Here is a 25,468-nt window from a genome sequence, read left to right on the forward strand (position 1 = left end):
TCTCGGGGCGGCCGTCCGTCGCGCCCGCGCTCAGCTCGCGGCGGCCTGCGGGCGCGGCAGGTCGACGACGACCACGGCGCGGCTGCGGGAGGCCGACGCGTCCGCGCCGTCCGCGCCGCCGCCGGGCAGGGCGTTGCCCTCGGACCGCGTGGTGATCACGACGTCCTCGGGGACGACGACGGTCTCCCCGTCCGTCTGGAGCTTCGCCAGGTGCACGGCCAGCGCCGACCGGAAGGTGTCGGCCACGCCGTCCGCGCGCTGCTGGCCCCGCCGCAGCGCCTCACCGAAGTGCGGCAACCCGTTGCGCATGCCGTTGGCGTGGCCGACCACCTCGACACGGGGCAGCGGGAACCCCGCCCGGACGTTCGCCAGCGAGGCCCACGCCACCTCGGCCGCGAGCCGGTGGACGGTTTCCAGCTGACTGCTCGTCAATTCCGATGAACCGTCCGGGAATTCGACGCCGCCGATGGTCATCCGCTCGCTGCGGTAGGGCATCGGCGGGAGTTCCGAGGCGTTGTAGTGGTTGCCGCCCGCGAAGTACACGTGGACCGCGCGACCGGTGTCCTCGGGTCCGACGGTCCGCAACGTCGCGCCGACCGCGTTCTGGTCGTGCGTGATCAGCCGGGACCCCAGCGTGTGCGCCACCAGCGCGGGGAACATCTCGCCCTGGACGGTGTTCCACGCGCCGTCGCCCGGTACCCAGTTGCCCAACGCGTTGATCAGCGTGCGGTGCTCCGCGACGGACAACGGCTCGTGGAGCCGCATCTCCACGAGGGCGCCGACCAGCTCGTCGTGCCCGACGAGATCCAGGTCCAGCCCGCCCGTGTGCTCGTCGAGGTAGTCCAGCTGGTCCCCCGTGGACAGCGCCTCGTCCGCGAGGACCCACTTGCCGTCGCGGCCGGTGGTCTCCGGCACCTCCTCACCCGCGCGCCGGGCCGCCTCCTGCGGCGGCACCCCCTGCGCGGTGAACTCCTCGGTCCGGGCCTGGACGTACAGGCCGCGCAGCGTCCGGGGATCCATCCAGTCCGGGGACAGCACGGTGTCCACGCCCCGGCCGCGCAACCGCTCCCGCAACGCCTGCGGGGTCTGTTGGGACAGGTGCTGTCGCAGCGCGGGTTCCTGGTGTCTGCGGTACAACTCGGTGACGTCGAACGGGAGGTGCTCCGGCGGCGTCTCGCGCACGTGGCGCAGAACCATCTGCCGCAGCGCCTCCGCGGCACGGCCCAGCGGGGTGTCGGGGCCCACCGGTGCGTGCGTGTCGGCCAGTTGGCGCATCTGCCGCAGTACGGCGGCGTGCTGGACGTGCGCGTCGCCCGAAGGACCACCGCGCAGCGCCGCGGGCCAGTGCTCGGGCGGGGTGCTCGCCACGACGGAGTAGAGCAGGCAGCGGCCGTCGCCCGGCGACGTCAGGGGTGCCCCCGGCCGCGCGGGGGCGGTGGTGTCGAGGTCGGAACCGGACGGGTGTGCGGGCGGGTTGAGGCCGGCGTGGGTCGTGCTGACGGTCGCGTCATGGGTGACCTTGACGTCGTGGACCGGCTCGACCGGGGGCGGCGGGACGGTCGTGTCCTTGGCGGACGACTCGGCGGCGTCCGTCTTCACCGGCGGGGGTGCCACCGGCGGCTTCGCGGGCGCCTCGACCTCCGGAGCCTTCACCTCAGGCGTCTTCACTTCCGGCGCCTTGACCTCCGGTGTCTTGACCTCCCGCTTCGTCTCCTGCGGCGGCTTCACCTGCTGCTGGGCGTCCGTCGCCGGCTTCGTGGTGTCTGGCTTCGTGATGTCAGGTTTGGTGGTGTCTGGTTTGGTGGTGTCCGTCGTCGTGGGCTTCGCGGCATCCGTCGTGGGCTTCGTGGTGTCCGTCGTCGCCTTGGTGTGATCGGTCGTCACCGGGGCCGTCGTCGTGTCGTCGGCCTTCTTCGCCGCCCAGTAGTAGACGTTTCCGTCTGTGTGCAGGGCGTTGCCGTAGACGCCGTTCTCGTCGTACTTGCGGGTGCTCAGCCGCACCGGCTGCCGCATCAGCACCTGCGGGCCCTTGAGCTTGGCCTTGCCCGGCTCGGTCGGTGTCCTGCCGTGCGGCAGGGCCGGCGGTGCGAGGGTCCGCTTCGGGACGCCGGGGGCCCGGGTCACCGGGGACGAGCTCTCGAACGTCTGGTCCCGGTCGATCTTCGCCGCGCCGGTCGGCAACGGCACTGTGACGGCGGGGTTCTTCGTCACCACGGGGACGGTCAGCGGCGTCACGTTGCCGTTGACCGCGTTGCTCGCGGACGTGTCCGACTCGTGCTCGGTGGAGACGGTGATCTCGTCGCTGCCCTCCTCGCGGGTGGAGACCTCCTGCGCCTCCCCGGTGGGACGCATGTGTACTTCGAGTCCGGTCGTGCCGTCGACCGGCACCGTGCGGTAGCCCTCCGCCGGGTCCTTGAGGAGGTGGAAGACGGTGGGGAGGGTCTGCGTGGACAGCGCCTGGCGCAGCGACACCTGCTGTTCGAGCGGCAGGCGTTGCTCGCGGACCAGCGGGTTGGCCGTGCCGTCCAGCCTGGGATCGGTGATGAAGGAACTGACCAGCTTGTGAGCGGCCTGCGGGGTCATCGCCCCGGCCCAGTGCCCGAGCGTCGAGCCGACGGAGCCCAGGCCCCAGGAGATCGCGGAGCCGGTCCTGCCCAGCACCCCGTCGCCCCACGGCCGGGGTGTGGTGAGCACCGTCTGCGCGTGGTCGAGGAGGGTGTCGGTGTGGTCGAAGCCCACGAGGTCGTGCCCGGAGTCCAGCGACTCCTGCCAGCGGGCCCGGTCCGCCGCCGAGCCGCCCACCGGCTGCATGCCGAGCGTGTTGCCGCCGTCCAGCACCTGGGGAGGCTGCGGTTGCTGCTGGACGTGCGGTCGCTGCTGCTGATGCGCGGCGGCCTGCTCCGCGGTCCCGGTGAGCGACTCCGGCACGTGGACGTGGACGGGCCAGGAGGGGTCGACCGGGCGGGGCTTGGTGAGGTTGACGAACCGTCCGTACTCGGTGCGCTGCGTGACGGTGACCTCGAAGCGCATGTGGTTGGAGAACTTCACCGTGTCGCCGAACTTGGACGTCTTGTGCTCCACCTTGGTGGTCACACCCGTCTCGGCGCTCTTGTTCCGGGTGCCCTCCGCCCCCAGCGTGGGCGCCCACGACAGGTTGCCGAAACCGGACTTGCTCTCCTCGGCCTTGAACGCGGCCGCGCTCTCGCCCGGCTTCTGCTTGTCCACCGGCGCGTAGGAGATGCGGAAGTTGCCGTCGGCGCCCAGTGACCAGCTATGCCCGGCACTGCCCTTGACGGTCTGGGCGAAGCCGACCTTGCGGGTGGTGTCCCCGCCGGAGTGGCCGCCCTCGTCGGTCCACTTGCCCTGCGGGACGCCCCGCACCAGGACCTCGGTGATCACCCGCTGGGTGCGGGACTCGTGGACGTGGTAGTCGAGGATGCCACGGCCCACCAGGTCCTCGTAGTTGGCCGACAGGTTCTCCGGGGAGAAGGTGTCGGCGAACGGCAGCGCGGCCTTCGGTACGTCGTCCGCCGTGTCCAGCCCGCGGATCTGCCGGTCGATCTCGTGGAGGATCTCGTCGGACCCGCGGATGTCGGCCGTCGCGCCACCCAGCATGCCGGACTCCAGCAGCGGCGCGTGCCGTGTGCCCGGCACGGGCGCGGTGGCGTTCGGGTCCAGGGCGCGCACGTCGTCGTCGGAGAGCACCACCAGCACCCGGTGCCTGCCGGTCCGCGGATCGCCGAGGGTGACGTCGCCGTTGGCGTCCGTGACCCGGCCCTGCACGGTGACGTCCGCGTCGGCCTCGTACACGTGCCAGGTGCCCTTGTACGCGGCCTTCCGCGAGGTCGTCATCTTCTGCTTGACGTTCTCGCCGCGGTTGCCGGTCGCGCCGCCCTTGCCCTTGAAACCGCCGCGCACCTGAAGGGAGTTGTGCGGGTCGTCCTTCGCCGGGAAGTGGCCCGCGTCGAAGCCGAGACCGCCCTTGAAGCCGCGGGTGGTCTTGTCCGCGACGGTCGTCGACACGCTCGACTTGGTCTCGATCTCCAGTTTGCCCTCGCCGGGCAACGTCTCGCGGAACCTGAGGTTGCTCAGGCGGGTGCGCGTCGCCAGCCCGATGGTGTCCCGGTTGCGGCCCGAACCCACCTGTTCGTCACCGCTGTTGGCCCACCCGCCGTGCGAGGCGGAGACCATCGACCGCAGGTGGTCCCCGTCGGTGATCGACTCCAGGGCCTCCTTCATGTCGGGAACGCCGGGGTGCTCGTCGCCCTGACCGCCGCCGCGCAGCCCTGTCTTGCGGGCGGCGGCCGTCGCGGCCCCCGAGACCTTCGCCGAGGCGTTCGCGGTCGGCGATGCCTTGACCTTCTTCTCGAAGGCGCTGGTCAGCGACTGCTTCGCGTGGTCGCGGAAGTCGTCGGGATCGGAGACGTGCCGGACGACGTGGCGCTGCGGCAGCGCGTCGAGCTTCGGAAGGGCACGCGGCGGAGGCGTGGCGCTCGTGGTGTCGGGGGTGCGCGCGACCTCCACGGTGAGATGCCCGTCCGGGCTCACCGGTTTGGTGTACGGGGCGTGCGGCACGGAACCGGGGGTGGGCAGGTGCGTGGTGGGACGGTCGGGGTCCGCGACGCCGATCATCACGTGGTAGGTGAGCGGGTGGGTGAAGGTGTCGGTGTCCGCCTCCAGCGAGAACTGCCGCTTCACCTCCGTCTCGGTGCCCGTGGTCAGGCCGTGCGACGGGTTGTGCGCCGTGATGTCCAGGCTGCCGTTGCCGAAGCCCCGCGTCACGTCCGGGTGGTCCAGCGAACTGCGGATGTTTCCGGCGAAGTTGACGACGTGTTTGCTGCTGCGGCTGACGGACTTGTCGGCGCCCGTCGTACGCGTCGCCGCGTCCTTCGACGTGGACTTGCCCGATCCCACGTGGGTGCCGCGGAACGCCTCGGCCTTGATGAGGATCTCGTGGGTCGTGCCGCTCCTGAGCGGAAGGTGGGGGGCGTCCAGGGTGATCCGGTACGTGCCGTCCAGCAGCTTCGGCGCGGCGTCGCGCAGTCGCGAGGGGGCCAGCTGCTGGTGCAGGGAGCGCAGGTTCTCCCACGCCTGCGGGGCGACCTGCCGGTGGTTCGCGGTGCCGTCGCCGCCGTGCGCGGTCGTGGCACCGGGGTGCAGCGCCTCGGGTGGCGGCAGCACGCCCGGGTGGTTGGTCCACATCTCGCGCACGACGTGGTCCGCCAGGTCCGAGGAGCCGGGCATGTCGAGGAACGTCGTGCGCGGTGCCGTGACCGGGTCGGTGAGCCGGCCGGGGTCGAGCGGCTGGTGCTGTCCCGTGGCGTCCGGCGCGGTGTCGTCGTGCGGGACGGCACGCAGCACCTCACCGTTCTGCGGGTGGATGGTGATGGCGACGTCACCGGTGTGCGGCGCGGCGGCGCGCTGCGACGGGGGCGGGGTGTGGTCCCCGATCCTCGTGGTGGTCGTACCGTGCAGCCCGTCGGGTCCCGCCTGCCACCGGTGCCGGATCAGCCGCACCCGCAACCGCACGTTGGTGGCGACCAGGTCGGCCTTGCCGGTGCGCTCGTGACCGGCCTCGGTGCCGATGGCGTTCTTGCCCTTGGCGCCGTGGGTGAGGCTGCTGGTGCCGGTGTAACCGGCCGTGCCGGTGAGCCACTTGGACTCGGAACTGTCGTGCGCCTTCCACACCTCACCGGTCGCGCCACCGCTGAGGCCCAGCGACCACGAGCTGTTCTCGGTGCGGTTCTGGCCGTGCTCGCCGGAGGTCTTCGACCCCAGTGTGGACTTGTCGTCCACGGTGTGCAGCGCCGTGGAGTCGTCCGGCTCGACGGTCAGGTGCAGATGGGCCTTGGTGCCGTCGCTCAGCGTCAGCGGCTTCGACAGCAGCCCCCAGCCCGAGGCGTGCTCGAACTCGTTGATGACGCTGGACGGCTGGAAGAAGTCCTCGATGGCCTGGTGGGCCGTGCCGTCCGGGCGGGCCTCGCGCGGCAGCGCCTCGTAGACCGCGTCGCGGGCCGTGTCCAGCCCGGTGATCGACACCGGATGACCGGACGCGGCCCGGGGCGGACGCGGCGTGGCCGTGGCGTTCGGGACGGTCGGCGCCGTCGTCGTACGCGGCGGGTCCCATCCCTGCCACGCCTTCGGACGGTCCTGCGCCAGGTCCTCGGGGCGCGGCACGTCGGCCCTGACGGTGCCCGTGATGGGGGCGGCGGCGCCCTTCGCGGTCAGCTGGGCGCCCTGGTGGTCGGTGACCTTCACCTGGTAGGTGAAGTCGGAGGTGTAGCTGTCGGTCCTGCCGGTGAACGCGAACTGGTTCGCCGTCTGCGCCGAGGACTTGACCGTGGTCTCCCGGCCGTGTGTCGCGCCGCCCAGCTTGGCCGAAGGGTTCACCAGGACCGACAGCGTGTCGTTCACGGGACGCACGACGGTCGGCCCGAACTCCAGGCCCGCCTCGGAGGACGTCATCTCCGTCTTGCGCGGCTCGGCGTCGTGGGCGGACTCCGACGGCACGTCGAACCCGTCGCCGTCGTTGTCCTTGGCCGCGTCGGTGTCGGGGTCCAGTCGCCACGGTGTGGCGGTCGCCTTCACCTCGACCTCGTGGGGCTTGCCGTCGACGTGCACGGTGAAGCGCCAGCCGCCGTTGACCATCGGGCCGTGCTGCGTGCGGAAGTTGGCCGGGTCGAGGGCCGCGTCGAGACGCTGCGTGACGGAGGTGTCGTGGCCGTGCCCGCCCAGCAGGGTCTCGATGCGGTCGCGCACGTCGTCCGGCGGCGGGTTCTCGGTGATCTTCTTCCCGGCGAGGGACGCGGTGTGCCGTCCGCCCAGGGATTTGACGGGTTCGTTGCCCGGAGGCGTCGTCGGCTTGGTCTGCTGCTGGTCGCCGGGGGCGAGGTCGTCCTTGGCGGAGGTGTGGTGTTCGGCGGCGGTGTGGTCCGTCGTGGTGGTGTGGTCCTTGGCGGAGGTGTGGTCCGTCGTGGGATCGTGCTTCGGTTGCTCCACCGGCTTGGTGACGGGCTTGTCGACGGGCTTGTCGGTGGGGTTGGTCGCGGGCTTGTCGGCCGGTTTGTCGGTGGACGTGTCCTGCGGCCGTTCCGTCGGCTGCTTCTCGACCACGGACTCGGTCGGGACTTCGGGCTTGGCCGGGTCCTCGGGCTTGGGCGCGGCCTCCGGCTTGGGCGCGGCCTCCGGCTTGTCCACGGGTGCGGTGTCGACGGGGGCCTTCGTCTTCGTGACGGTCGCCTCGGCCGGTGCTTCGGCCTTCGGTGCCTCGGCCTTCGGTGTTTCCGCCTTCGGGGTCTCGGCCTTCGGCGTCTCAGCCGCCTTCACGGTTTCGGGGGGCTTCACGGTTTCCGGACCGTGGGTGTTCTGCTCGGTGGCCGGCTGCTGCTGCCGCGTCGGGTCCGAGACCGGGTCCACCCAGGTGTGCTGACGGGGTACGGCGGGCGCGTTCCGGCGCGACTGCTGCCACGCGGGGTCGTCCGCCGGGTCGTCGTGTTGCTGCTGAGGGTGGTCGTCGACCTGCGGCGGGGCGACGTGCTGGGCGTCACCGCCGGAGGCAGGCAGCTTCGGGGCGACCTCGCCGGTGCCCTCCCCGGGACGGACCTCGTACCACTGGCGTGGGACCGCGATCGACTCGAACGCCGATGGTGACTCGTGGAGTTGGCCCTGCCGGAGGAACGACGCGATCAGGTTGATGTTGTCCTGGTTCCACTCGGTGGACGCCGACTTGCCGTCGCTGTTGGACCGTTCGACGTGCACCGTGCCGGTGGCGGGGTCGTGCCGCACGGTGATCCGCACGTCACCGGGCACGTCGGGCCGAGTGAGGGTGAACGTGTGGGTCAGGCCGTCACCTGAGACGGACTGCTCCAGCCGCGTGCCCTCCAGCTCGTAGTCGTAGGCCTGGAGGAGCGACTCGTGCTGGAAGGAGTCGGTGAAGAGCCTGAAGGTCTCGCCCGGGTCCAGGTCGGAGCGGGCGTCGCGCATGAGGGTGATCGCCTCGTCCAGCGGCAGGCGGTGCGCCTCCACGCTGATGATCGTGGCGTCGCCGTCGGTGCGTCGCCCGGTCACCCGCAGACGGCTCGGCCCGAGGGTGACCTCGTGCTGGTCGGCGTTGATCGGCGGCGGATCCTCCTGCCCGTGCGTGTGGCCCGGCGGGTAGGAGAGCACCATCATCTCGTGCTCCGGGGGGACCTTGATCTCGAAGACGGCGTAGTTGCGGGCGCCGCCCGAGATCTGGGTCCACTCCCTCCAGTGCGACGAGCTGAGCGACGTGGAGGACGGCAGCCGTTCGATGAACTCGTCGGCGCCACGGGTCTCCGGGTCCATCTGCACCGCGCGGTAGAGCGTCAGCGGGTGGTGGTCGGCGGTCGCGTTGTGCAGCTGTCCCGAGACCTGGTAGAAGCGGCGGACCTGCTTCTCCAGGTCGTCCAGCTTGGAGCCGGTGACCGTGACCCGTCCGCCTGCCCCCTTCTTGCCGGTGAACGCGCCGCCCACGACGCCGTTGGCGAACTGCTTCAGCATCGGGCGCCGCAGCACGCCGAGGTGGGTCGTGGCGACGTTGACCGCCGCTTCGTGGGCCTGCGGGTCGACGGGGATCTCGGCCGGGGTGTGCTGCTCGGTGGCGTTCGTCACCGGGGCCTTGGGCGGCACGGACTCGCCCGTGTGGTCCTGCGGGCGGTCGGTGTGGTGCCCACCGGTGTGGTCCCCGCCCGTGTGTTCCTGGTGGGCCAGCAGGTCGTCGTGCCCGGAGGTGAGGGCGCCCAGGAGCTTCAGGTGGCGGTCGCGCAGGCCGCCGTGGCTGAGTCCGTCGTGCTCGGGAGGCTGATGCACGTCGCCGAGCAGGCTGCCGGGGATGTGCGGCCGCTGCGGCGCGGTCTCGTCCGCGTACTCGTCGCGCAACCCCAACTGGTGGGAGATCTCGTGCGCGTACTCGACCGGCTTGGCCCCCGGCGTCCAGCTGCGCTGGTCCATGCCGTGGTCCCCGCCGACCAGGTCGACCGTCAGGTGCGGCTTGTCGCCGGGGCCGACGCGTTCGACGGTGACGTGCAGGCGGTCGCCGTTGGGCAGCGTGTACTCGGGGTCGTTGAAGTACTGCTTGACGCCCTGCTGTGCCCGGTTCCAGGTGTCGTCGGCGTCGTGGGAACCCGAGCCGTCGTCGCGCAGCGCGATACGCACGGTCAGGTCGGTGTACGGGGTGTCGCCCAGGGCGAAGCGCCGCTGGTCGAAGCCGGACCGCACGACGTAGCGCGGCGTGCGGTCGAGCTTCATGCGCGGCGGCGGGCCGGAGCGGAACCCGCCGGAGGAGCGCAGGTCGTCCAGGTCCTTGACGCTGGGCACCGAATCGCGGCTGGGACGGCCGGAGTTCTCGTGCGACGTGCCGGGACCGGACTGGTCGCGCGCCGGGCGCTGGGCGACGAGTTGCTGGTCCTGCTGGTGGGGACGCTGGTCCTGCTGGTGCGGCCGCTGCTCCTCATGGGGTTGCCGTACGGCCGGATTCGTGACGTGCTGCTCGCCCCCGCCGCCGGTGCGGTCGGTGCCGTTGGTGTGTTCGGCGACGGGCGTGGGCGTGGTGTGTTCCGGCGGCGGAGTGTCATGGGCCGACTGTTCGTGCTGTTCGCCACCGGTGGTGATGCGGTCGAGGTGACCCGGCGACTCGGTCTTCGCGGTGTCCTGCGCCAACTCCTGCCGGAGCCCGGCCACCCGCTCATCGTACGTCTGACGATTCGTCAACTGATCGCGTACGTCGTTGATCCGGCGCTCGGTGTCCCGCGCGTCGTCGGTGTGACCGTCGAGCAACTGCTCGGTGTGCTGCTGACGCAACTGCTCCAGCCGGTCGCCCAGGTCGTGCAGTTCGTCCTGGCGCTGCTGCTCGCGGTGGTCGAGGTAGCGGTCGAGCTTGTCGAGCGCCTCCTTCGCCTCGTGCTCGGTGGCCGCGTCCCGCGCCTGGTGGCGCAACTGTGCCGCGCGGGGGTCGTTCTCGCCGTCGTGCAGCGCGTCGAGGCGGTCGCGCAGCTCCCGGTCGGAGGGGATGTGCGGGGTGTCCTGCTTCAGACGGTCGAGCCGCTGTTCGAGTGCGCGTTCCTCGCGGTAGTCCTGGAGGTCGCGCAGCGCGCGGTCGGCCTCGTCGGGGGTGGCGGCGCGGTCCGCCTGCTCCCGCAACTCCCGCTCGCGGTCGTCGCCGAGGGCGTCGAGCCGACGGCGCAGGTCCGCCTCGCTGCCCGGTTTCGGGGCGCGGTACGGGGTCGGCTCGTCGGACTTGAGGTGGTCGAGGCGACTTTGGAGTTCGGTGAGTTCCTGGTGCTGCTCCAACTCCTGGAGCGCGCGGGCCGATTCGTCGGGCGTGGACGCCTCGTCCAGCCGCTGGCGCAGCGCCTGGGTCTCCGGGTCCGGCGTGGCGGAGGAGCGCAACGCGTTGAGGCGGTCGCGCAGTTGGGCGTCGGTGCGGATGTCGTCGAGCTGCGCGCGGAGTCGGTCGGCGGTCGGCCCGTCGGTGGCCATGGCGAGGCGCTGCCGCACGTCCTCGACGTCCTGGTGGAACGGCACAGGCGTGTCGTGGCCGGTCAGCACCTCGGACGGGACGTGGCTCTCGACGTAGGACGAGTACTCGTTCAGCTTGCTGTCGAGCAGGTCCGGGTCGCCGGAGCGCCGCGCGGCCTCGACCTCGTCGACCTTGGCCTGCCACTCGTCCTTGGAACCGGTGAGGTTCGTCAGCCGGTCGAAGCCACCCGAGGTGTGCGACCGGAACGCGTCGTAGCGCTGCTGCGTCGCGCGTGTCTCTACGTGGTGACGGAAGTCCGTGAGGTTCTGCCCCGCGCGCTCCCAGTCGCCCTCGGCCGTCGCCTCGTCGATGGCCCGCTTGTACGCGTCGCGGTCCTGCGGGGGCATCCCGGCGGCGCGCGCGGCCCGGTCGAGGTCGGCGGCGCGCTGCCGGATCGCGCTGTCGGGGGACTGCGGGCGGGTGTCCGGCGGCGACGGGGCCCGGTCCATCGGGGACGGCGGGTCGGGGTCGTGCGTGGGCACCACGAGGCTGTCGAGCTGCTGCCGTACCCGCTCGTCCCCGCCCTGGTCACCGGAGACGTGCTCGTCGCCGCCCTGCTGGACGTGGGGGGTCGCGCCGGGCTCGTGCTGCGGGACCTCGGGCAGCGTGGGGTGGTGTGCGTCGGAGGTGACCGGCGGCACCGTCGGCGCCTGCCGCTCGGGCGGCGCGGGCGGGCCCTCGGGCAGGGGCTTGTGCACTCCGCCCGGAGCGCGGGGGGCGACCTCGTCGGGGCCCGGCGCGGCGCGTTCCGTTGCGGGGAAGTGGCCGGTGGAGGCCGTGACCGACGACGGCCGCGCCACCGGGGTGGCCTCCTGATGCGGTGCCGACTCCGTGACGGGGCGCGGCGCGGCGGGGGACTGGGTGGGCGCGGTGGTGCGGGGGCCGCCGGTGGACTCGGTCGGCGGGCGGCTGCCAACGGGCGCCTGTGGCTGGGTGGTCGGGCCGCCGGAGGTGCGCGTGGGGTCGTTGACGGAGGCGGGCGCCTGCGGACGGTCGTCGACCGAGGGGGCCTGCGGGGTGTCCGTGCGGACCGGCTGAACGCCGGTGGGAGCCTGCGGGGTGTCGGCGCGGTCCTGCGGGCTGTCCGTGCGGACTTGCTGTACGTCGGTGGGGGCCTGCTGGACCTCGGTGGGGGCCTTTGGGCGGTCGGCCGGGCCGGTCGCCACCTCGGCGGGAGGCTGCGCGTGCCCCGTGCCGACCGGTGCCTGCGGCTGGTCGGTCACGGTGTGCCGCGTGGGGTCGACGACGGGGGCCGGGCTCTCGTGGCCCGCCCCCTCAAGGGGGTGGCCGCCGTTGGCGACCGGAGTGGTCCCGAAGCCGGGCAGCCCGGTCGACTGCCGTGCGGACGAGGGGACTTCGTTCACGACGGGCGCGTGCGGCGTCGACGCCGACTCGGATGCGGTCTCGACGTGCGGCGTTGCCACGTGGGACGTGACGGGCCCTTCGGACTGGGTGGTGGGAACGCGTGAGGTCTGCGTCGTCGTGCCACGCGCACCGGTGGCGTTCGCACCGCTGCTGTTTGCGTCGCCGCTGTTGGCAGCGCCGCTCCTCGCGGCGGTGTCGTTCGTGACGGTGTCGTTCACCCCCGTGGAGGCGTGGACATCATCGGTCTCCGTGGCCGGGAGGGGGGCCTTCTCCGTCGCCGGGAGAGGGGCCTTCGCCCCGGTGCCGTCCTCCGCGCCCTGGCCTTGGCCCTTGCCCGTACCGAAGCCGGAGCCGTCGCCCTTGCCCGTACCGAAACCAGCGCCGGCGTCGTCGCCCTCGCCGAACCCGTCGCCCTTGCCGAGTCCGACTCCGTCCCCGAAGCCGTCGCCCTTGCCGACCAGGTCGGAGTAGTCCGGCGGTGCCTCGTCCTCACCGGGCAGCTTGGGGATGTGGAAGTCGCCCGACGACGGCAGGTGGATGTCGGGGTCGTCGATCTCGACGTGGTCGTCGCCGCCACCGAACCTGCGGCGCCCTCCGCCGCCGCCCATCGCGCCGATGATCCCGGACGACAGCGCCGAGCCGAAGTCCGTGTCGCCGCCGAAGATCTCGGACATGACCTCGGTGGTCACGACGCTGGACGCGCCGCCGATGAGGCCCTTGCCGATGAGCGACCCGGCGAACTTCGGCGCGAACGCGCTGCCGAGACCGGAGAACACACCGCCGATGGCGCCGCCGATCGCGCCGCCCTCCAGCGCCTGGAGAGTGCTGGAGGTGTCCCAGTGGGTGCGGTCGCCCTTGAGGAACTGGATGCCCTGGATGACCGCGTCCATCCCGACCATGAACGCCACACCGGTGGCGATCGACGTCAGCAGCCGCTTGAGCAGCATCCTGACGATCAACCGCACACCGGTGACCATGGCCGGGATCGCCTCGGGCGCCCAGAAGGCCAGTTCGGCGATCTCGACCGCGAGCCAGATCAGCTGGGCGATGATCATGTACTTCGTGTACTCGACCTGCAACCCGGTGTTCTTGCCCAGCTCCCCGAGCTGACCGGCCGCCTGGGCCATGTCGGGAAGGTTGGACTGGAGCTGCTGCGTGAAGCTGGAGAACTCGTCGGCGACCGCGCCGCTGATGTTCTGCAGCACACCGGTGGCGATGGGGCTGATCTCGCGGCTGATCTCGCCCAGTTGCTGAGCCGCGTCGTCCCACGCCTCGCCGAGGGCGCGCAGTTTGTCCTCGTCCGCGTCCGGCCAGTCCTGGCCGACGGCCAGCTTGGCGACCCAGTCGAGTTCCGGGGGCAGGTTGATGCTCATGACTCGGTGGTCTTCGTCCTCGTCTCGGCGGGCTGCGGGGCGCTGGTGCTCAGCCGCCGGGTGGCCTCGACGTTCTCGTTCTCCATGCGGTCGAGGTTGACGGCCATCGTCTGGATGCCGTCGTGCATGCTGTCGACCACGTCGCCCATCTGCCCGGTCGCGTCGAGGATCTGCTCCTTCGGCTGCGCGTACTGCCCGTAGAACTGCTGTCCGATGGGGCCCTTGCCCCAGCACTCGCCCAGGTCGTCGAGGCGGTCGCCCAACGTCTTGGACACGTCGCGGAACCGGCCCGCCAACTGCTGGACGTACGGCAGCTGTTCGCCCAGCCCCTCGGTGTCGACGTAGAACTCGCCGTCAGCCATGGTGTGTTCCTCCCTCACGTCTCCGTGCGCGGCGGGTCGCCGTCGCCCGGATCACCTCGCGCCGCCGCCCCGCATCTCGGGCCGGCCCTTCTCGATGTACTCGCGCACCTCGTCCGGCGCGCCCGGCTCCTGCGGCAGCAACGCGGTCGCGTCCACCTTGCCCTCCAGCAGGTCGGTGACCTTGACGCCGGCCGGCAGGTTCAGCGAGGTGAGTTCCGCCACCGCCTCCAGCGCGTTGGCCCGGGCCTGCCGGATCGTCGTCATCAGTGCCTCGGACAGCTCCTTCGGCGCCATCCGGTGGTACGCCCCGGTGGGGAACTCGATGGCGGTGAGCTCGCCCTGGGCGTTGACCGTCGCCTTCACGGTCTGCCGGGGCGCGGTCGCGGTGCCGGTCACCTCGTTGATCCGGCGCCGGGTCTCGACGGCCTCCTCGCGCTGCTTGCGGTACAGCGCGAGAAGGTCCTCGATCTCCTGGTCGTAGGGGCTGCTCACGATGGGTCTCCTAGTGGTGGTGCGGTGATGCTGTGGCGTCCGGGCGCCGAGTGGGGGGGCCGGTGTCACAGGACCGCCCCGGATCCGTCGGACGCCGCCGAACCCCAGGTGTCGCCCTCCTGGACCAGCAGATCCGCGATGCCGCGGCCGGGCTGCTCCTCCTCGGCCCCGTCCTCTTCGTCCTCCACCGGTTCCTGTGCGGCCGGTTCGGCGGCGAGCAGTGACGGGTCGCCAGCGAAGGAGCGCAGGGGCACGGCGGACAGCACGGGTTCACCGGGCGCGGCGGGCGCGGCACGGTTGGGGCGCCAGGTGGACAGCCGCGGGCCGTCCGCCTCGCCGTCCACCGGGGCACCGCCGGTCCACGTGGCCTCGTCCTCCGAGGCGTAGCCCGGCGCCCGCACCTCCTGTTCGTCCTCGGCGGGCACCGACCACAGCAGCGGTACGAACGACGAACCGGCGGCGTCCCAGGCGGTGGTGTCCTCCGCGTCCGACTCACCTGGCGGTGTCAACGCCACATGGTCGTCCGGCAGTTCACGCTGATACGGATCGTCGTCCTCGCTGCCGTCGGCCTCGGTGCCGTCGTCCTCGGCGTCGGCGGCCACCGGCGGTACCGGTCCCGCCGCCTGCGGGTCCCCGCCCGCCGGATCCGCCGGACCGGACACCTCGCCGGAGGCGGCAGGGGCGTCTTCCTCCTCCTCGGCGAACGGCAGCAGCACTACCGCGGCACCGTCGTCGTGGTGGCGCCGGTGCTCGTCGCGCTCCGCGTCGTCCTCCGGGACGCCCGCGCCCCACGCGGCAACGGACGCCGCGCCCGCCGCCGCGCCCACCAGCGCCACGGTCAACTCGCCCTCGCCGACGCCGTCCTGGGCGCCGACGACCGGCCGGTCCCCGCCGGGCTCGGCCTCCGGCGACCACGGCTGCGCGTCCGGCGCCAGCAGACCGGAGGCGTCGGAACGCTCCTCCTCGCGCGCGGCCGACGCGGCCCCCGGCATCATGCCGGGCATGCCCGCCCCGCCCGCCGTGGCGGCCGGGGCCGCGGGCTCCTCCTCGGCGTCCGTCAGTGCGGCGGGCACTGGGGAGGCGGTGGGCGTCGCCGGGGCGATGGGCAGCCCGTCCGAGCCGACCATGACGCCCTCGGGGAACGCCTCGGCCTCCTCGCCCGAGGGCAGGCCAAGACCCTCGCCTCCCGCCTCGGTGCCCCCGTCCATTTCGTCGGAGACGGCCGGGTCGCCGGTCCACGGCTCGGCGTCGGGTTCCAGGAGCCCGGACGCGTCACTCGGCTCGTTGCCCGACTGGTTGCCGGCAGCCCCCGCGCCGCCCATGCCCGGCATCATCGGCATGCCGCCCGCGCCCGGCGCCGACTCGCCCTCTTCCGCGCCGAGTTCGCCGGGGAAGGCTTCGGCCTCTTCGTCGGTGGGGAGGCCGTCGAGTCCTTCGCCGCCTGCTTGGGCGCCCTTGCCGCCGATGGTGTCGGCGACGCTGGGGTCTCCGGTCCAGGGTTCGGCGTCGGAGTCGAGGAGTCCGGAGGCGTCGGAGGGGTCGGTGGCGCCTGCGGTGGGCATGCCGCCGGATCCCATGCCGGGCATCATCGGCATGCCGCCGCTGCCCGCCAACTGGCCCTCGTTCGTGCCGGTTTCGCCGGGGAAGGCTTCGGCTTCCTCGTCGGTGGGGAGGCCGTCGAGTCCTTCGCCGCCTGCTTGGGCGCCCTTGCCGCCGATGGTGTCGGCGACGCTGGGGTCTCCGGTCCAGGGTTCGGCGTCGGAGTCGAGGAGTCCGGAGGCGTCGGAGGGGTCGGTGGCGCCTGCGGTGGGCATGCCGCCGGATCCCATGCCCGGCATCATCGGCATGCCGCCCGCGGTCCCGGTGCCGCCCGGGAAGCCCTCCGCCTCCTCGTCGCCGAGGGTGCCGGGCGACTCCAGCGCGTCGTCCAGCCCGGCCGGCGTCTTCAGCCCGCTGGGCAGGCCCGACTCCTTGGCGAGGTCGCCGGGGAACGCCTCGGGCGCTTCGTCGCCGAGGGAGTCCGGTGCGCCGAGGCCGCCGGTGCCGCCGACCCCCGTGTCGCCGGGGAAGTCCTCCGGCGCCGCGTCGTCGCTCCACGCCTGCGGGTCCTCGTCGGCCAGCTTCTCGTTCGGCGACAGCCCGTCACCCGTGCCCAGGCCGCCGGGGAACGCGCTCGGCGTCAGAGTCGGCATGGTGCCGCCCACTCCGTCGCCGCCCTGGAACGGGGTCGGGTTGAGCGCCTTGTCCAGCGCCGACGGGTCCAGCGCGTCGTTGGTCAGCCCGTCGTCGTTCCCCAGGCCGTCCATGTCCGGCGCGTCGCCCCCGACCCCCGTTCCGCCGCCGAACGGGGTCGGCGAGGCCAGGGCGTCCATCGGGCTCAGCCCGTCCGTCGGGCTCAGGGCGTCCATCCTGGGGGCGTCCATACCGGTGGTGTCCGGGGCCGCGAACTGCTGCGGCGTCCCCTGATCCACCGGCTGCAACTGCGGGGAATCCATGTCCGGGTCGGGAACGTTCGGCGTGTCGTCCGGGACGTCGGGGTTGCCGGTGGGATTGGTCACCGGCGTCGGGTTCTTCACCGAGTCGATGGTGACCTGGTACTCGCCCGCGAGACTCTTGAGCACCGCCCGCATGTCGTTGGTCATCATGTCCACGAGCTGGGGCTTCTCGTGGATCGGGATCAGCCCGTTGCTCATGGGCTTCACGCCCATCTTCACCGCCTGGTCGGCGTACCAGGAGTCGATGTCGGCGATCTTCGTCCGGGCGTTGTAGAGGTTGACGGAGTTGTCCGCGAGCTGCTGCGGCACGGAGTTGCCCGCCTCGCCGCCGGAGAGCACGTCGACCGTGGCCTTCACCTGGCGGGAGAAGGTGTTCATCATGTCGAGGAACGAGTCGGCGGCGTCGCCCTTCCACGGCCCGTTGTCACCGGCCAGCGCGGTCGCCTGGTCCGTCAGGCTCTTGGCGATACCGGCCAGCACGGTCTGCGCGTCGAGGAAGTACCCCGCCGCGTCCATCAGGGACTGGGGGTCGGAGATGCCCTTGGCGCGGGACTCGTTCGAGGACGAGTCCGTTCCGGCGGACATGCCGTTGATGGCCGCCATGATCTGTTTCCAGTCCCAGGAGTCGTAGTCCTGGATCGATCCCGGGTCGCTGGTGGGATCGCCGAAGGTGCCGTCGTCGGTGCTGCTGAATCCGCCGCTGTCGTCCGGGCTGTCACTCATGTGTGGCCCCAGTCTCCGCTCACGCCCGTGTCAGGGCCCCGTCGCCCCCCGGTGCCGTGGGACCGGCACCGGGGGACGTCGAGACCGTCCGTCAACTGTTCCCGCCGCCACCGGCTGTGCCGCCGGCGTCGGTCATCATGGTGGTGAAGTCGCTGTCGGTGCTCTGCATGGCGTTCTGCAGGTCCGTCGCCTTCATCTTCCCGGCCTCGTCGAGGGTCGTGTACTTCTGCGCCAACTGCTTCACGCCGTCGCGCAGATCACCCAACCCCTGGGCGAGGTCCTGGAACACCTTGATGTACTGCTCCTTGAGCCCCGAATCCGCGTTCAGGCCGTTGACCTTCGTACGGATCTGGTTCGCGTGGTAGAACGCACCCGGCTCGGCCTGGACGCCCTGCAACTTGGTCGCGGCGTCCTTCGCGGGCTGGATGAGCTTGTCGACGTTGTCGGCGAACAACAGCATCGACGGGGTGTCCACGCTCGTGCCGCTACCGTGAGCCCCCGGACCACCGGGGACGTTCGGCGCGTTGAACGGTGTCGGCTGCGGCAGCGTGCCGTGCCCGGCCGGGACCGTCGTGCCGCCGTCGTAGGTCTTCGGCTGGTAGGGCGGCGGCTGCTTGTGCGGCTGCCTGACGGGAGGGACATACATCCGGCGTCACCCCCAGAGCTGAACGCCCTGGCGTTCACCGTTGGAGTAGTACTCGTTGATGGTGCCGAGCATCTGCGTGGCGGCCGCGGCCTTCTGCGTCATGTCGGCGGCTGCGGCGTCCCACTGCGCCTTGACCTGGGCGTAGGTCTGCTGGGCGTCGCTGGTCCACTCGCTCAGGTTGACCTTCGACTGGTTGTCGAGGTCGGCGAGGGTCTGGTTGATGCGCTGGGTGATGGAGTTCATCTCGCCGACGATGTAGTCGACCTGCTCCATCTGAACGGTGTACGTGGCCATCTTCTGTCCGGCTCCTTCGCGGGGGACGGCGGTATGGGTCGGAGAACGGGTGTCAGGAGGGGAAGCCCGGCAGACCGACGCTGCCGGAGCCCATCTGCTGGGCGACCTGCTGCGCCTGCTGCTGGGTGTTCTCGTGGGTGTTGGCGTACACGTTGGTGTTCTGCGCCAGCTTCTCCAGCATGGTGCGCAGCGCCTGGTTGACCTTGTCGAAGTCCGCCAGCCACTCCTGCATGGCGTTGTGGTAGATGGTGGCGGCCTCGCCGGTCCAGTTGGACTGCAGGCCCTCGACCTGCCCGTCCATCTGCGCGTACGAGCTGGTCGCCTCGTCCAGCGCGCTCTGGAACGTCTGCTGGGCAGCGGTCATTCCCTGTAGTTCGACTGACGTCAGTGCCATGTGTGGTCCCTTCGTGTTCTGCGGCGCCGGCCGGAGCCGTCGACAGCGACAGCGCTCCCGTCCTGGGGGGCGTGTCCGCGCCGGTTGGTGGGGGTTCACCCGCCGGGCCGCCGGATCGCGCGGTCTCCCGCGCGTCGCGGCGGTGGCGGACGCTCTAGGTGCGCACCAGGGATTCCGCTTCCTGGGGCGGTGGTCCCGCCGGGCCCGGCGGTGCGCTCGGGGGACCGGACGGGCTCGCGGCGGCCGGGGGCGGCGTGCCCTCGCCCGCGCCGGACGGCGCCGGGGCCCTGGGCAGGTCGGAGGCGGAGACGGTACGCGTACGCGCGGACGCCACCAGGCGCTCGGCGAGCCGGTGCGCCTCCCAGGCACCGCCACGCGGCGGCGACGCCTCGAACGAGGCCACCAGCACCTTGGCCGCGTCATCCGCCAACTTGAAGCCGTAGCGCGACATATGACCTCGCATCAGCTCGATCGCCTGCTCTGCGGTGTACGGCTCCAGGCGCAGGTACTCGGCGAACTCCTCGGCGATTCCGGCGCGTTCGGCCATCAGGGCGCGCAGCCCGTCGGGCGAGCCGCACAGCGCCAGCACGGTGTCACCCGGTACCGCCGCCAGGCGGCCGAGCCCGTCGAGCACCGCGGTCCGCTCGGCGGGTGACCGGCGGCCGAAGGCCTCGTCCAGCTCCACCACCAGCACCCCGCCCTCCGCCTCCGTCAGCGCGGCGGCCAGCAGATGCGCGGGCTGTTCGGGCCAACGCACCGGCACCGCCGACAACTTCACCTCGTGCACGGTGCCCGACGCCAGCAGCCCAGCCTCCGTCAGGCAACGCCCGTACACCCGGGTCAGCGCCCTGCGCCCACTGCCCGGCGCGCCCTCCAGCACCACGTTGGCCTGCGCCGACAGCGGCTGGTCCGGCTGCTCCCGCGCCGCGCCCAGCGCGTCGAGCCGGGTGAGCAGCGCCGCGCGGGCGGCGTCCAGACCGGTCATCGCCGCGAGCTTGCGCAGCCCGCCGGAAGGACCGCCGTCCCCGGCCGGGCGCCCGCTCGACGGACGCGCGGCGCCGGGCGGCTGGGCCGCGCCAGACGGCTGGGCGCCGGGCGGCTGGGCAGCGGCAGGCGTCCTTCCGCCCGCCTCGGCGCCGGACCCCGCCTTCGCGGCCGGTGCGCCTGCGCCGCCCTTCGACGTGTTCGGGTCGGTGGGGAGGGTGATGACGTCGGCGCCGGTGAGGCGGGAGAGTTCGTCGTCGTGGGTGGGCGGTTGGGCCGCGAGGCGGGAGGCCTGGCGGCTGATCATCTCCTCGAAGACCTGGCGGGCGACGCGGCCGTTGCCGAAGGTGGCGGTCTTGGGGACGTCCTCGAAGTAGCGGTTCAGTGCGTCCAGCGCGGTGTCGGTGAGTTCGTAGTAGTGCTTGGAGCACAGTCCGCGGACGATGGTGACGAGTTCGGTGGGGCTGTAGTTGGGGAATTCGACGCCGCGGGCGAAGCGGGAGGCCATGCCGGGGTTGGAGGCGAGGAACTGGTCCATTTGGGCGGAGTATCCGGCGACGATGACGACGATCTCGTCGCGGTGGTCCTCCATGAGTTTCATGAGGGTCTCGACGGCTTCCTGGCCGAAGTCGGGTCCGGTGCCGCGGGACTGGTTGGTGAGGGTGTAGGCCTCGTCGATGAACAGGACGCCGCCGAGTGCCTTGTTGAAGACCTCGGTGGTCTTGATGGCGGTGCCGCCGATGATCTGGGCGACGAGGTCGGCGCGGGCGACCTCGACGATGTGTCCTTGGGCGAGGATGCCGAGTTCGGCGAGGACGGCGCCGTAGAGGCGGGCGACGGTGGTCTTGCCGGTGCCGGGCGGGCCGGCGAAGACGAGGTGGCGGCTCATGGGGGGCATGGGCAGACCCATCTCCATGCGGCGCTGGGTCATCTTGTTGAGGTTGATCAGACCGGTGACCTCGCGCTTGACGCTCTCCAGACCGACCAGCGCCTCCAACTCCGCCAACGGGCCGGTGGAGACCCCGGCGGCCGCCCGAACCTCCGGACCGCCCGACTGCTCCGCGCCGTCCGCGCTGGTGGCGGTGCGGCCGGACGGGTCGCCACCGGTGTCGACGCGTTCCACCGACACCTGGGCGGACTTGAGCTGGTGGACGGGCCTGCCGCCGTTGTCGCGGACCTCGCAGTCGTGGACGCGGACGGGTTCGTCGGTGTTGCAGCGCACGCCGTCGCCGCCGTTGTCGAAGACCGCGCAGTTGGTCAGCTCGGCCCGCGACGATGCCTGGACGGTGATGCCGTGGCCGCGTGCGCCGTTGATCCGGCATCCCACGGCGATCAGCGCGCCGCCGCCGGTGACCCGCAGCCCGTCGGAGTCGGAGCGGCTGAACTCGCTGTCTCGCGCGGTCAGTTCGGCTTCCGCGCCGATGAGGGTGAGGCAGCCGGTGAACTCCGAGCCGTCCACCTCGGCACGCGCACCCGAGGCCAGCGCGAGCCCCGTGCCACCACCGGAACGCAACCGCACCGCCGACAGCGTGCCGACCGCGCCCTCCTCCAGCTCGACGCCCACCGCACCACTGACCGCCAGATCCGCGTCCCGCACCGTCAGCCGGGCCGTCGCCCCCGTCGCCCGCGCGGCGGGACCGCCGCCCTCGGTCGTCAGGCGCTCCAGCACGATCTCGCCACCGGCCGCGTGCACGGCCGCCGTCGCCGCGTCCTTCACGGTCAGCCCGGCACACTCGGCGTGCCCGTCCTTCTCCACGAGCAGCCCGACCGGGGTACCGGTGACACGGCAGTCCTCCAGCCGGGGCCGCCCGCCGGATGCCACGTGGACGCCTTCGCGCTTGGCCCCGGACACCACGCACTCACGCAGCACCGGCGAGCTGCCGGTGCCCACGTGCAGCGCCTGGCCGCCGGAGCCGGTGAACACACAGCGCGTCAGGGTGACTTCGGAGGCGCTGGTCAGATAGGCGTCCAGCGCCGCGCTGCCGCTGACCTCGACGCCGGTGAGCTGAGCGCGGGCGTTCTGCTCGACGGCGAGGGCGGGCTTGCCGGTGCCGGTGACGCGCGTGGCCTCGACGGTGACGGTGGCCTGCCCGTTCGCGCAGACACCGTTGCCACGCGCCCGGTCCAACTCGCACTCGCGCAACGTCAGCCGGCCGTGCTCCGCGACGACGACGGCGGACGAGGCGACCTCGCTGATCCGCGAACCCTCGACCGCGTTGCCACCACCGGAGGTGACGACGATGCCCGCGCCCTGGGAGTTGGTGATCCGGCAGTCGCGCAGCGCGATCACACCGTCCTGCCAGGCCAGCACGGCGGCCCACGCCTCACCGGACAACTGGCAGGCGTCGAGCGCGGCTTGCCCGCGCCGCACGTCCAGGACGGGCGCCTCGCGGTCGGTGCCGGACAGATGCAGGCCGGTGAGCTGCACGGCCTCGGTCTCCAGCACAAGGGTGCTGCCGCTCGCGGAGGCGATCTCCACCGTCCCGGCGGCGCCCTCGGCGGCGAGCGTGACCGGGCGGGTGACGTAGAGCGTCTCGTCGTAGCGGCCGGGGGCGATGGTGATCAACGCGCCGTCCGGGGCGTCCGCCAGGGCGTCCTTGACCGCTCGGTAGGCTCCCGGACGATCCGGGGACACCAATAGCACGGACCGGCTCACAGCTTCGCTCCCTCGTCGGACACACTCACATCGCCATCGGCGCCCGGCCGCCGTACCCGCGCGCCGCCGATCAGGCCCGGCGGCGTCGCGAGCGGCCCGTCCTCCCGCTCACCGCCGCGCTTGCCCCGTGTCGTCGCCTCGCCGCTTTGGCGCAGCGCGGTGACCGCGCGTTCCAGTCCGTCGAGGGCGATCTCGTCCAGCGGCACCCGCTGGACGTCGACCTTGCCCTCGCCGTCCACCTCCGAGGGCGACAACTCCCTTATCAGGACCGGGCCTTCGCCGTCCGAGGCGCGCAGCACCTTGAACGTGGTGCCGGGCAGGAAGACCACGCGGAACGGCTCCGCCGGGTCGATGAGGGCGGTGCGCCGGGCGGTCATCGACCAGATGAGGAAGTCGGTGCCGTCCTCCGGCCCCGGACGCGGGGCGCTGTGCGCGGTGCAGAACGCCCACTCCGTGGCAAGCCGCCCCTCGCGGTACCAGTCACGCTCCGGCCCGGTGGTACGGGCACGCAACAGGGCCGCACCACGGTACGACGGCAGCCTGCGCAGGCCCGCCGCCACGCACCGCGCGAGCGGCACGTGCGGGCCGACGGCCGCCGACCGCACCGCCTCGTCGACCTGCGCGCTGTCACCCGACAGGTACAGCCGCACGGCCACCAGGTCGGTCAGCGCGTCGGCCGCCTCGCCACGGCTGCCACCCCGCAGCCCCGGGGACTCGGACATCACCCGCGAGACGGTGCCCGCGACAGCGTTGTACTGCGTGCTGAACGTGCGCCGCACCCAGTCGCGCTCCTGGCTCGTGCCACGCTCCGGCGGAACGGCACAGGCGGACGTCTTCGGCACCGGCTGCACCCTGACCCCGGCGGCGGCCGCGCGCGGTGCGGCGACGGGACCGGCGGCGGGCCCGGGCCCCGCGTCCGACGGCCCGGCAGGTCCGGCGGAAGCGCCCGGTCGCGCAGCGGGGTCCGGCTCGGCGGCACGCGGCGGGGCGGCGGCCGGAGAGTCGGACTCCAGGCGGATCATCCGGGAGGGCGAAGGCGAAGGCGAGGGCGAGGCAGGGCGCGGGGGTTCGGGAGCGGCGGGCGCAGGCGTGACCGGGGCGGCCACGGGCGGGGGAGCGGCGGCCTCCCCCGGCCCGGCCTGCGGAACCCGCGGTGGCTCCGGGCTGTGGGGAGGCTCCGGCGCGCCCGGCGGCTCGGACGCCACGGGCAGGTCCGGCAGCTTGGCACCGGAAACGGCCGCAGGCGCGGGCGTGGGGCCGGACGGCACCGGGTCCTGGCGCTCGGCATCCGGCGTCACGTACGGCAACGGGTTGCCGGTGGGCGGCGGTTCGGGAGCCCGCTCGGGTTCGGCGCGCGGGGCGTCGGGCTGGGGAACGGGAGCCGGAGTGGGCTCGGGCGTGAGCGCGGGACCCGGGGCGAGCGGCGTGGCGGGAGCGGGCGTGACGTGCTGATCGGCGGCCGTTCCCGAAGTCGCCACGGCGGCGTGGCTCACGTCCGCCACCTCGTCACCCACCGCCGGCTCAGAGGCATCGGATTCCGTGCCGGGCAACGGAGTTGACGGCGCGTCGGTTTCCGTACGCGCGGACTGCGGCGTCGGTGCCGGTGCCGGTGCGGCCGGGGCGGTGGTGTCGGTTCGGCTGACGACGGAAGCATGTGACGGGTCGTCAGGATTGAGACGGGCCAACGCGGACGCCGGGCCCGCGGTGGCGTCCTGCGGTGCCGCGGTGTGTTCCTGCGCCTCCTGCTCCGGCACGGCGGACTCCGGGGTCCAGGGCGCGATGTCGGCCGGACGGCTGTGCCCGCCGCGGGCCGGTGCCACCACCGCCTGCGGCCCGGAGGCCGCCGGGTCCTGCGGCGACCACAGATAGGCGTCCTCCGCCGGACCGGACCGCACGCCCGGCTCGTCGGCGGGCGCGACCGTGAAGGCCTCACGTGTGTCCGGGTCGAGCTTCCACAGCATGTCCTCGGCGAGCGAGCGCATGCGGTCCTCGGTGCCCGGGACGCTGCGGTCGTAGAGGATCGCCGCGTACCCCGGTGTCGCGGGGATGCGGCGCACGGCGTCACCGTCGGCGGGCTCGGCGTGCGGGCGCATCCACAGACCGCTCTGCACGACTTCGAGCACCGCGTCGGACGCGTACTCGTAGACGCCCGTGGTGATCTCCGGTACGCCGTGCACCGGCGCGCGCAGGCCGAACAGGGCGGGCGGCGGCGCCGAACGCGACGTACGCGGGAAGTACATCAGCTCGCTGACGAACGGGCGGGCGCCGAGCGTGCCGTCGGAAGCTACGGACACCACGTCGGGCGAGTCGAGGCCCCGGCGCGGCGTGACGGGCAGGCCCGCGTACAGGACGACCTGCTGGCGCAGCGTGTCGGCGAGGTGCTGGCCGAGCGACTCGGCGGTGTCGGGCAGCGCGACCGGCCCGAAGTGCAGGAAACGCACCCAGGACCGGGCCGACGGCAGGACGGTGTCCCACCAGCGGATGACGTCGGTCAGCGGCAGGGGCGGGCAGCCGGGTGCGCCGAGGACGGCCGTGAGGATGTCCTGATGGCTGGGCAGGTGGTCGACCAGCCACTGACGGCCGCCGGGGAAGGCGTCGGTGGAGCGGTTGTGCAGCCACACGCCGCTGGGGACCGGCTCGACCACGGCGTGGCTGCTCGTGGTCCAGGGCCGGTCGAAGGTGGAGAACTCCCAGCGGGGCTTGGGGAAGCGCTGCGAGTCGCGCTCCGGAGTGCGGCCCGGGCGGTAGCGCAGCCAGCCCGCGCCGTGGTCGCTGGGCACGAACAGGCCGCCGTCGGTGGTCGGCAGCACCGAGCCGTCCGCGGCGAGCACGAGCCGGTCGAGACGTTCCGCGACGTGCTGCGCGGTGCGCCGGGCCTCCTGCGCGGTCGCGCGGCCGAAGACCAGCCGCAGACTCGGCCCGTACGGGGTCAGGTGCCGGGCGAGCGACTCGGCGGACGCCTCCAGGGTGCCGAACGGCAGGTCGACCACGGCCAGGGTGTGCTGCGGGTCGGGTGCGAGGCGGGTGGCGAACGCGACGGCCCGCGGGTCCGGTTCGCCCTTGGCGTGGACCAGCAGGGCGTGGCCGACGCCCCGGCTCTGCAACGCGGTGCCCGTGGCCTTGACGCCACCGATGCCGATGCGCACG

Annotated in this window: 9 protein-coding genes; all 9 read right to left on the minus strand. The window is 72.7% G+C overall.

The window, feature by feature from the left end; all coding sequences use genetic code 11:
* Window positions 1-30: 30 nt before the first annotated feature.
* Window positions 31-13,275 carry a WXG100-like domain-containing protein gene (locus K7472_RS29070; protein ID WP_222981669.1) on the minus strand — a complete coding sequence of 4,415 codons (13,245 nt, stop codon included), beginning with the start codon at window positions 13,273-13,275 and terminating at the stop codon, window positions 31-33.
* Window positions 13,272-13,637 (minus strand): WXG100 family type VII secretion target, encoded by a 366-nt coding sequence (locus K7472_RS29075; protein WP_222981671.1) that lies wholly within the window; start codon window positions 13,635-13,637, stop codon window positions 13,272-13,274. The genes K7472_RS29070 and K7472_RS29075 overlap by 4 nt, the downstream gene beginning before the upstream one ends.
* Before the next feature lie 51 nt (window positions 13,638-13,688).
* Entirely contained in the window at window positions 13,689-14,129 is a 441-nt protein-coding gene (locus K7472_RS29080; RefSeq protein WP_222981672.1) for a YbaB/EbfC family nucleoid-associated protein, read from the minus strand.
* A gap of 65 nt (window positions 14,130-14,194) precedes the next feature.
* Complete coding sequence (locus tag K7472_RS29085) at window positions 14,195-17,347, minus strand: hypothetical protein (protein WP_222981674.1); 3,153 nt, start codon at window positions 17,345-17,347, stop codon at window positions 14,195-14,197.
* Window positions 17,348-17,438: 91 nt separating this feature from the next.
* Window positions 17,439-17,993: a hypothetical protein gene (locus tag K7472_RS29090; RefSeq protein WP_222981676.1), complete on the minus strand. Its 555-nt coding sequence runs from the start codon at window positions 17,991-17,993 to the stop codon at window positions 17,439-17,441.
* Window positions 17,994-17,999: 6 nt separating this feature from the next.
* The gene (locus K7472_RS29095) at window positions 18,000-18,287 is read right to left on the minus strand and encodes a WXG100 family type VII secretion target (protein WP_109454231.1); all 288 of its coding nucleotides are present in this window, start codon (window positions 18,285-18,287) and stop codon (window positions 18,000-18,002) included.
* Window positions 18,288-18,339: 52 nt separating this feature from the next.
* On the minus strand, window positions 18,340-18,681 hold the full coding sequence (locus K7472_RS29100; protein WP_222981678.1) for a WXG100 family type VII secretion target: 342 nt from the start codon (window positions 18,679-18,681) through the stop codon (window positions 18,340-18,342).
* Between the two features lie 154 nt (window positions 18,682-18,835).
* Window positions 18,836-22,321, minus strand: coding sequence for a right-handed parallel beta-helix repeat-containing protein (locus K7472_RS29105; RefSeq protein WP_222981680.1), 3,486 nt, complete (start codon window positions 22,319-22,321; stop codon window positions 18,836-18,838).
* A complete protein-coding gene (locus K7472_RS29110) occupies window positions 22,318-25,467 on the minus strand; it encodes a hypothetical protein (protein ID WP_222981683.1) in 3,150 nt (1,049 codons plus the stop codon). Before K7472_RS29110 ends, K7472_RS29105 begins: the two co-directional genes overlap by 4 nt.
* Between the last annotated feature and the right edge of the window lies 1 nt (window position 25,468).

Origin of the sequence: Streptantibioticus parmotrematis, assembly GCF_019890615.1 — a bacterium.
Classification (GTDB): domain Bacteria; phylum Actinomycetota; class Actinomycetes; order Streptomycetales; family Streptomycetaceae; genus Streptantibioticus_D; species Streptantibioticus_D parmotrematis.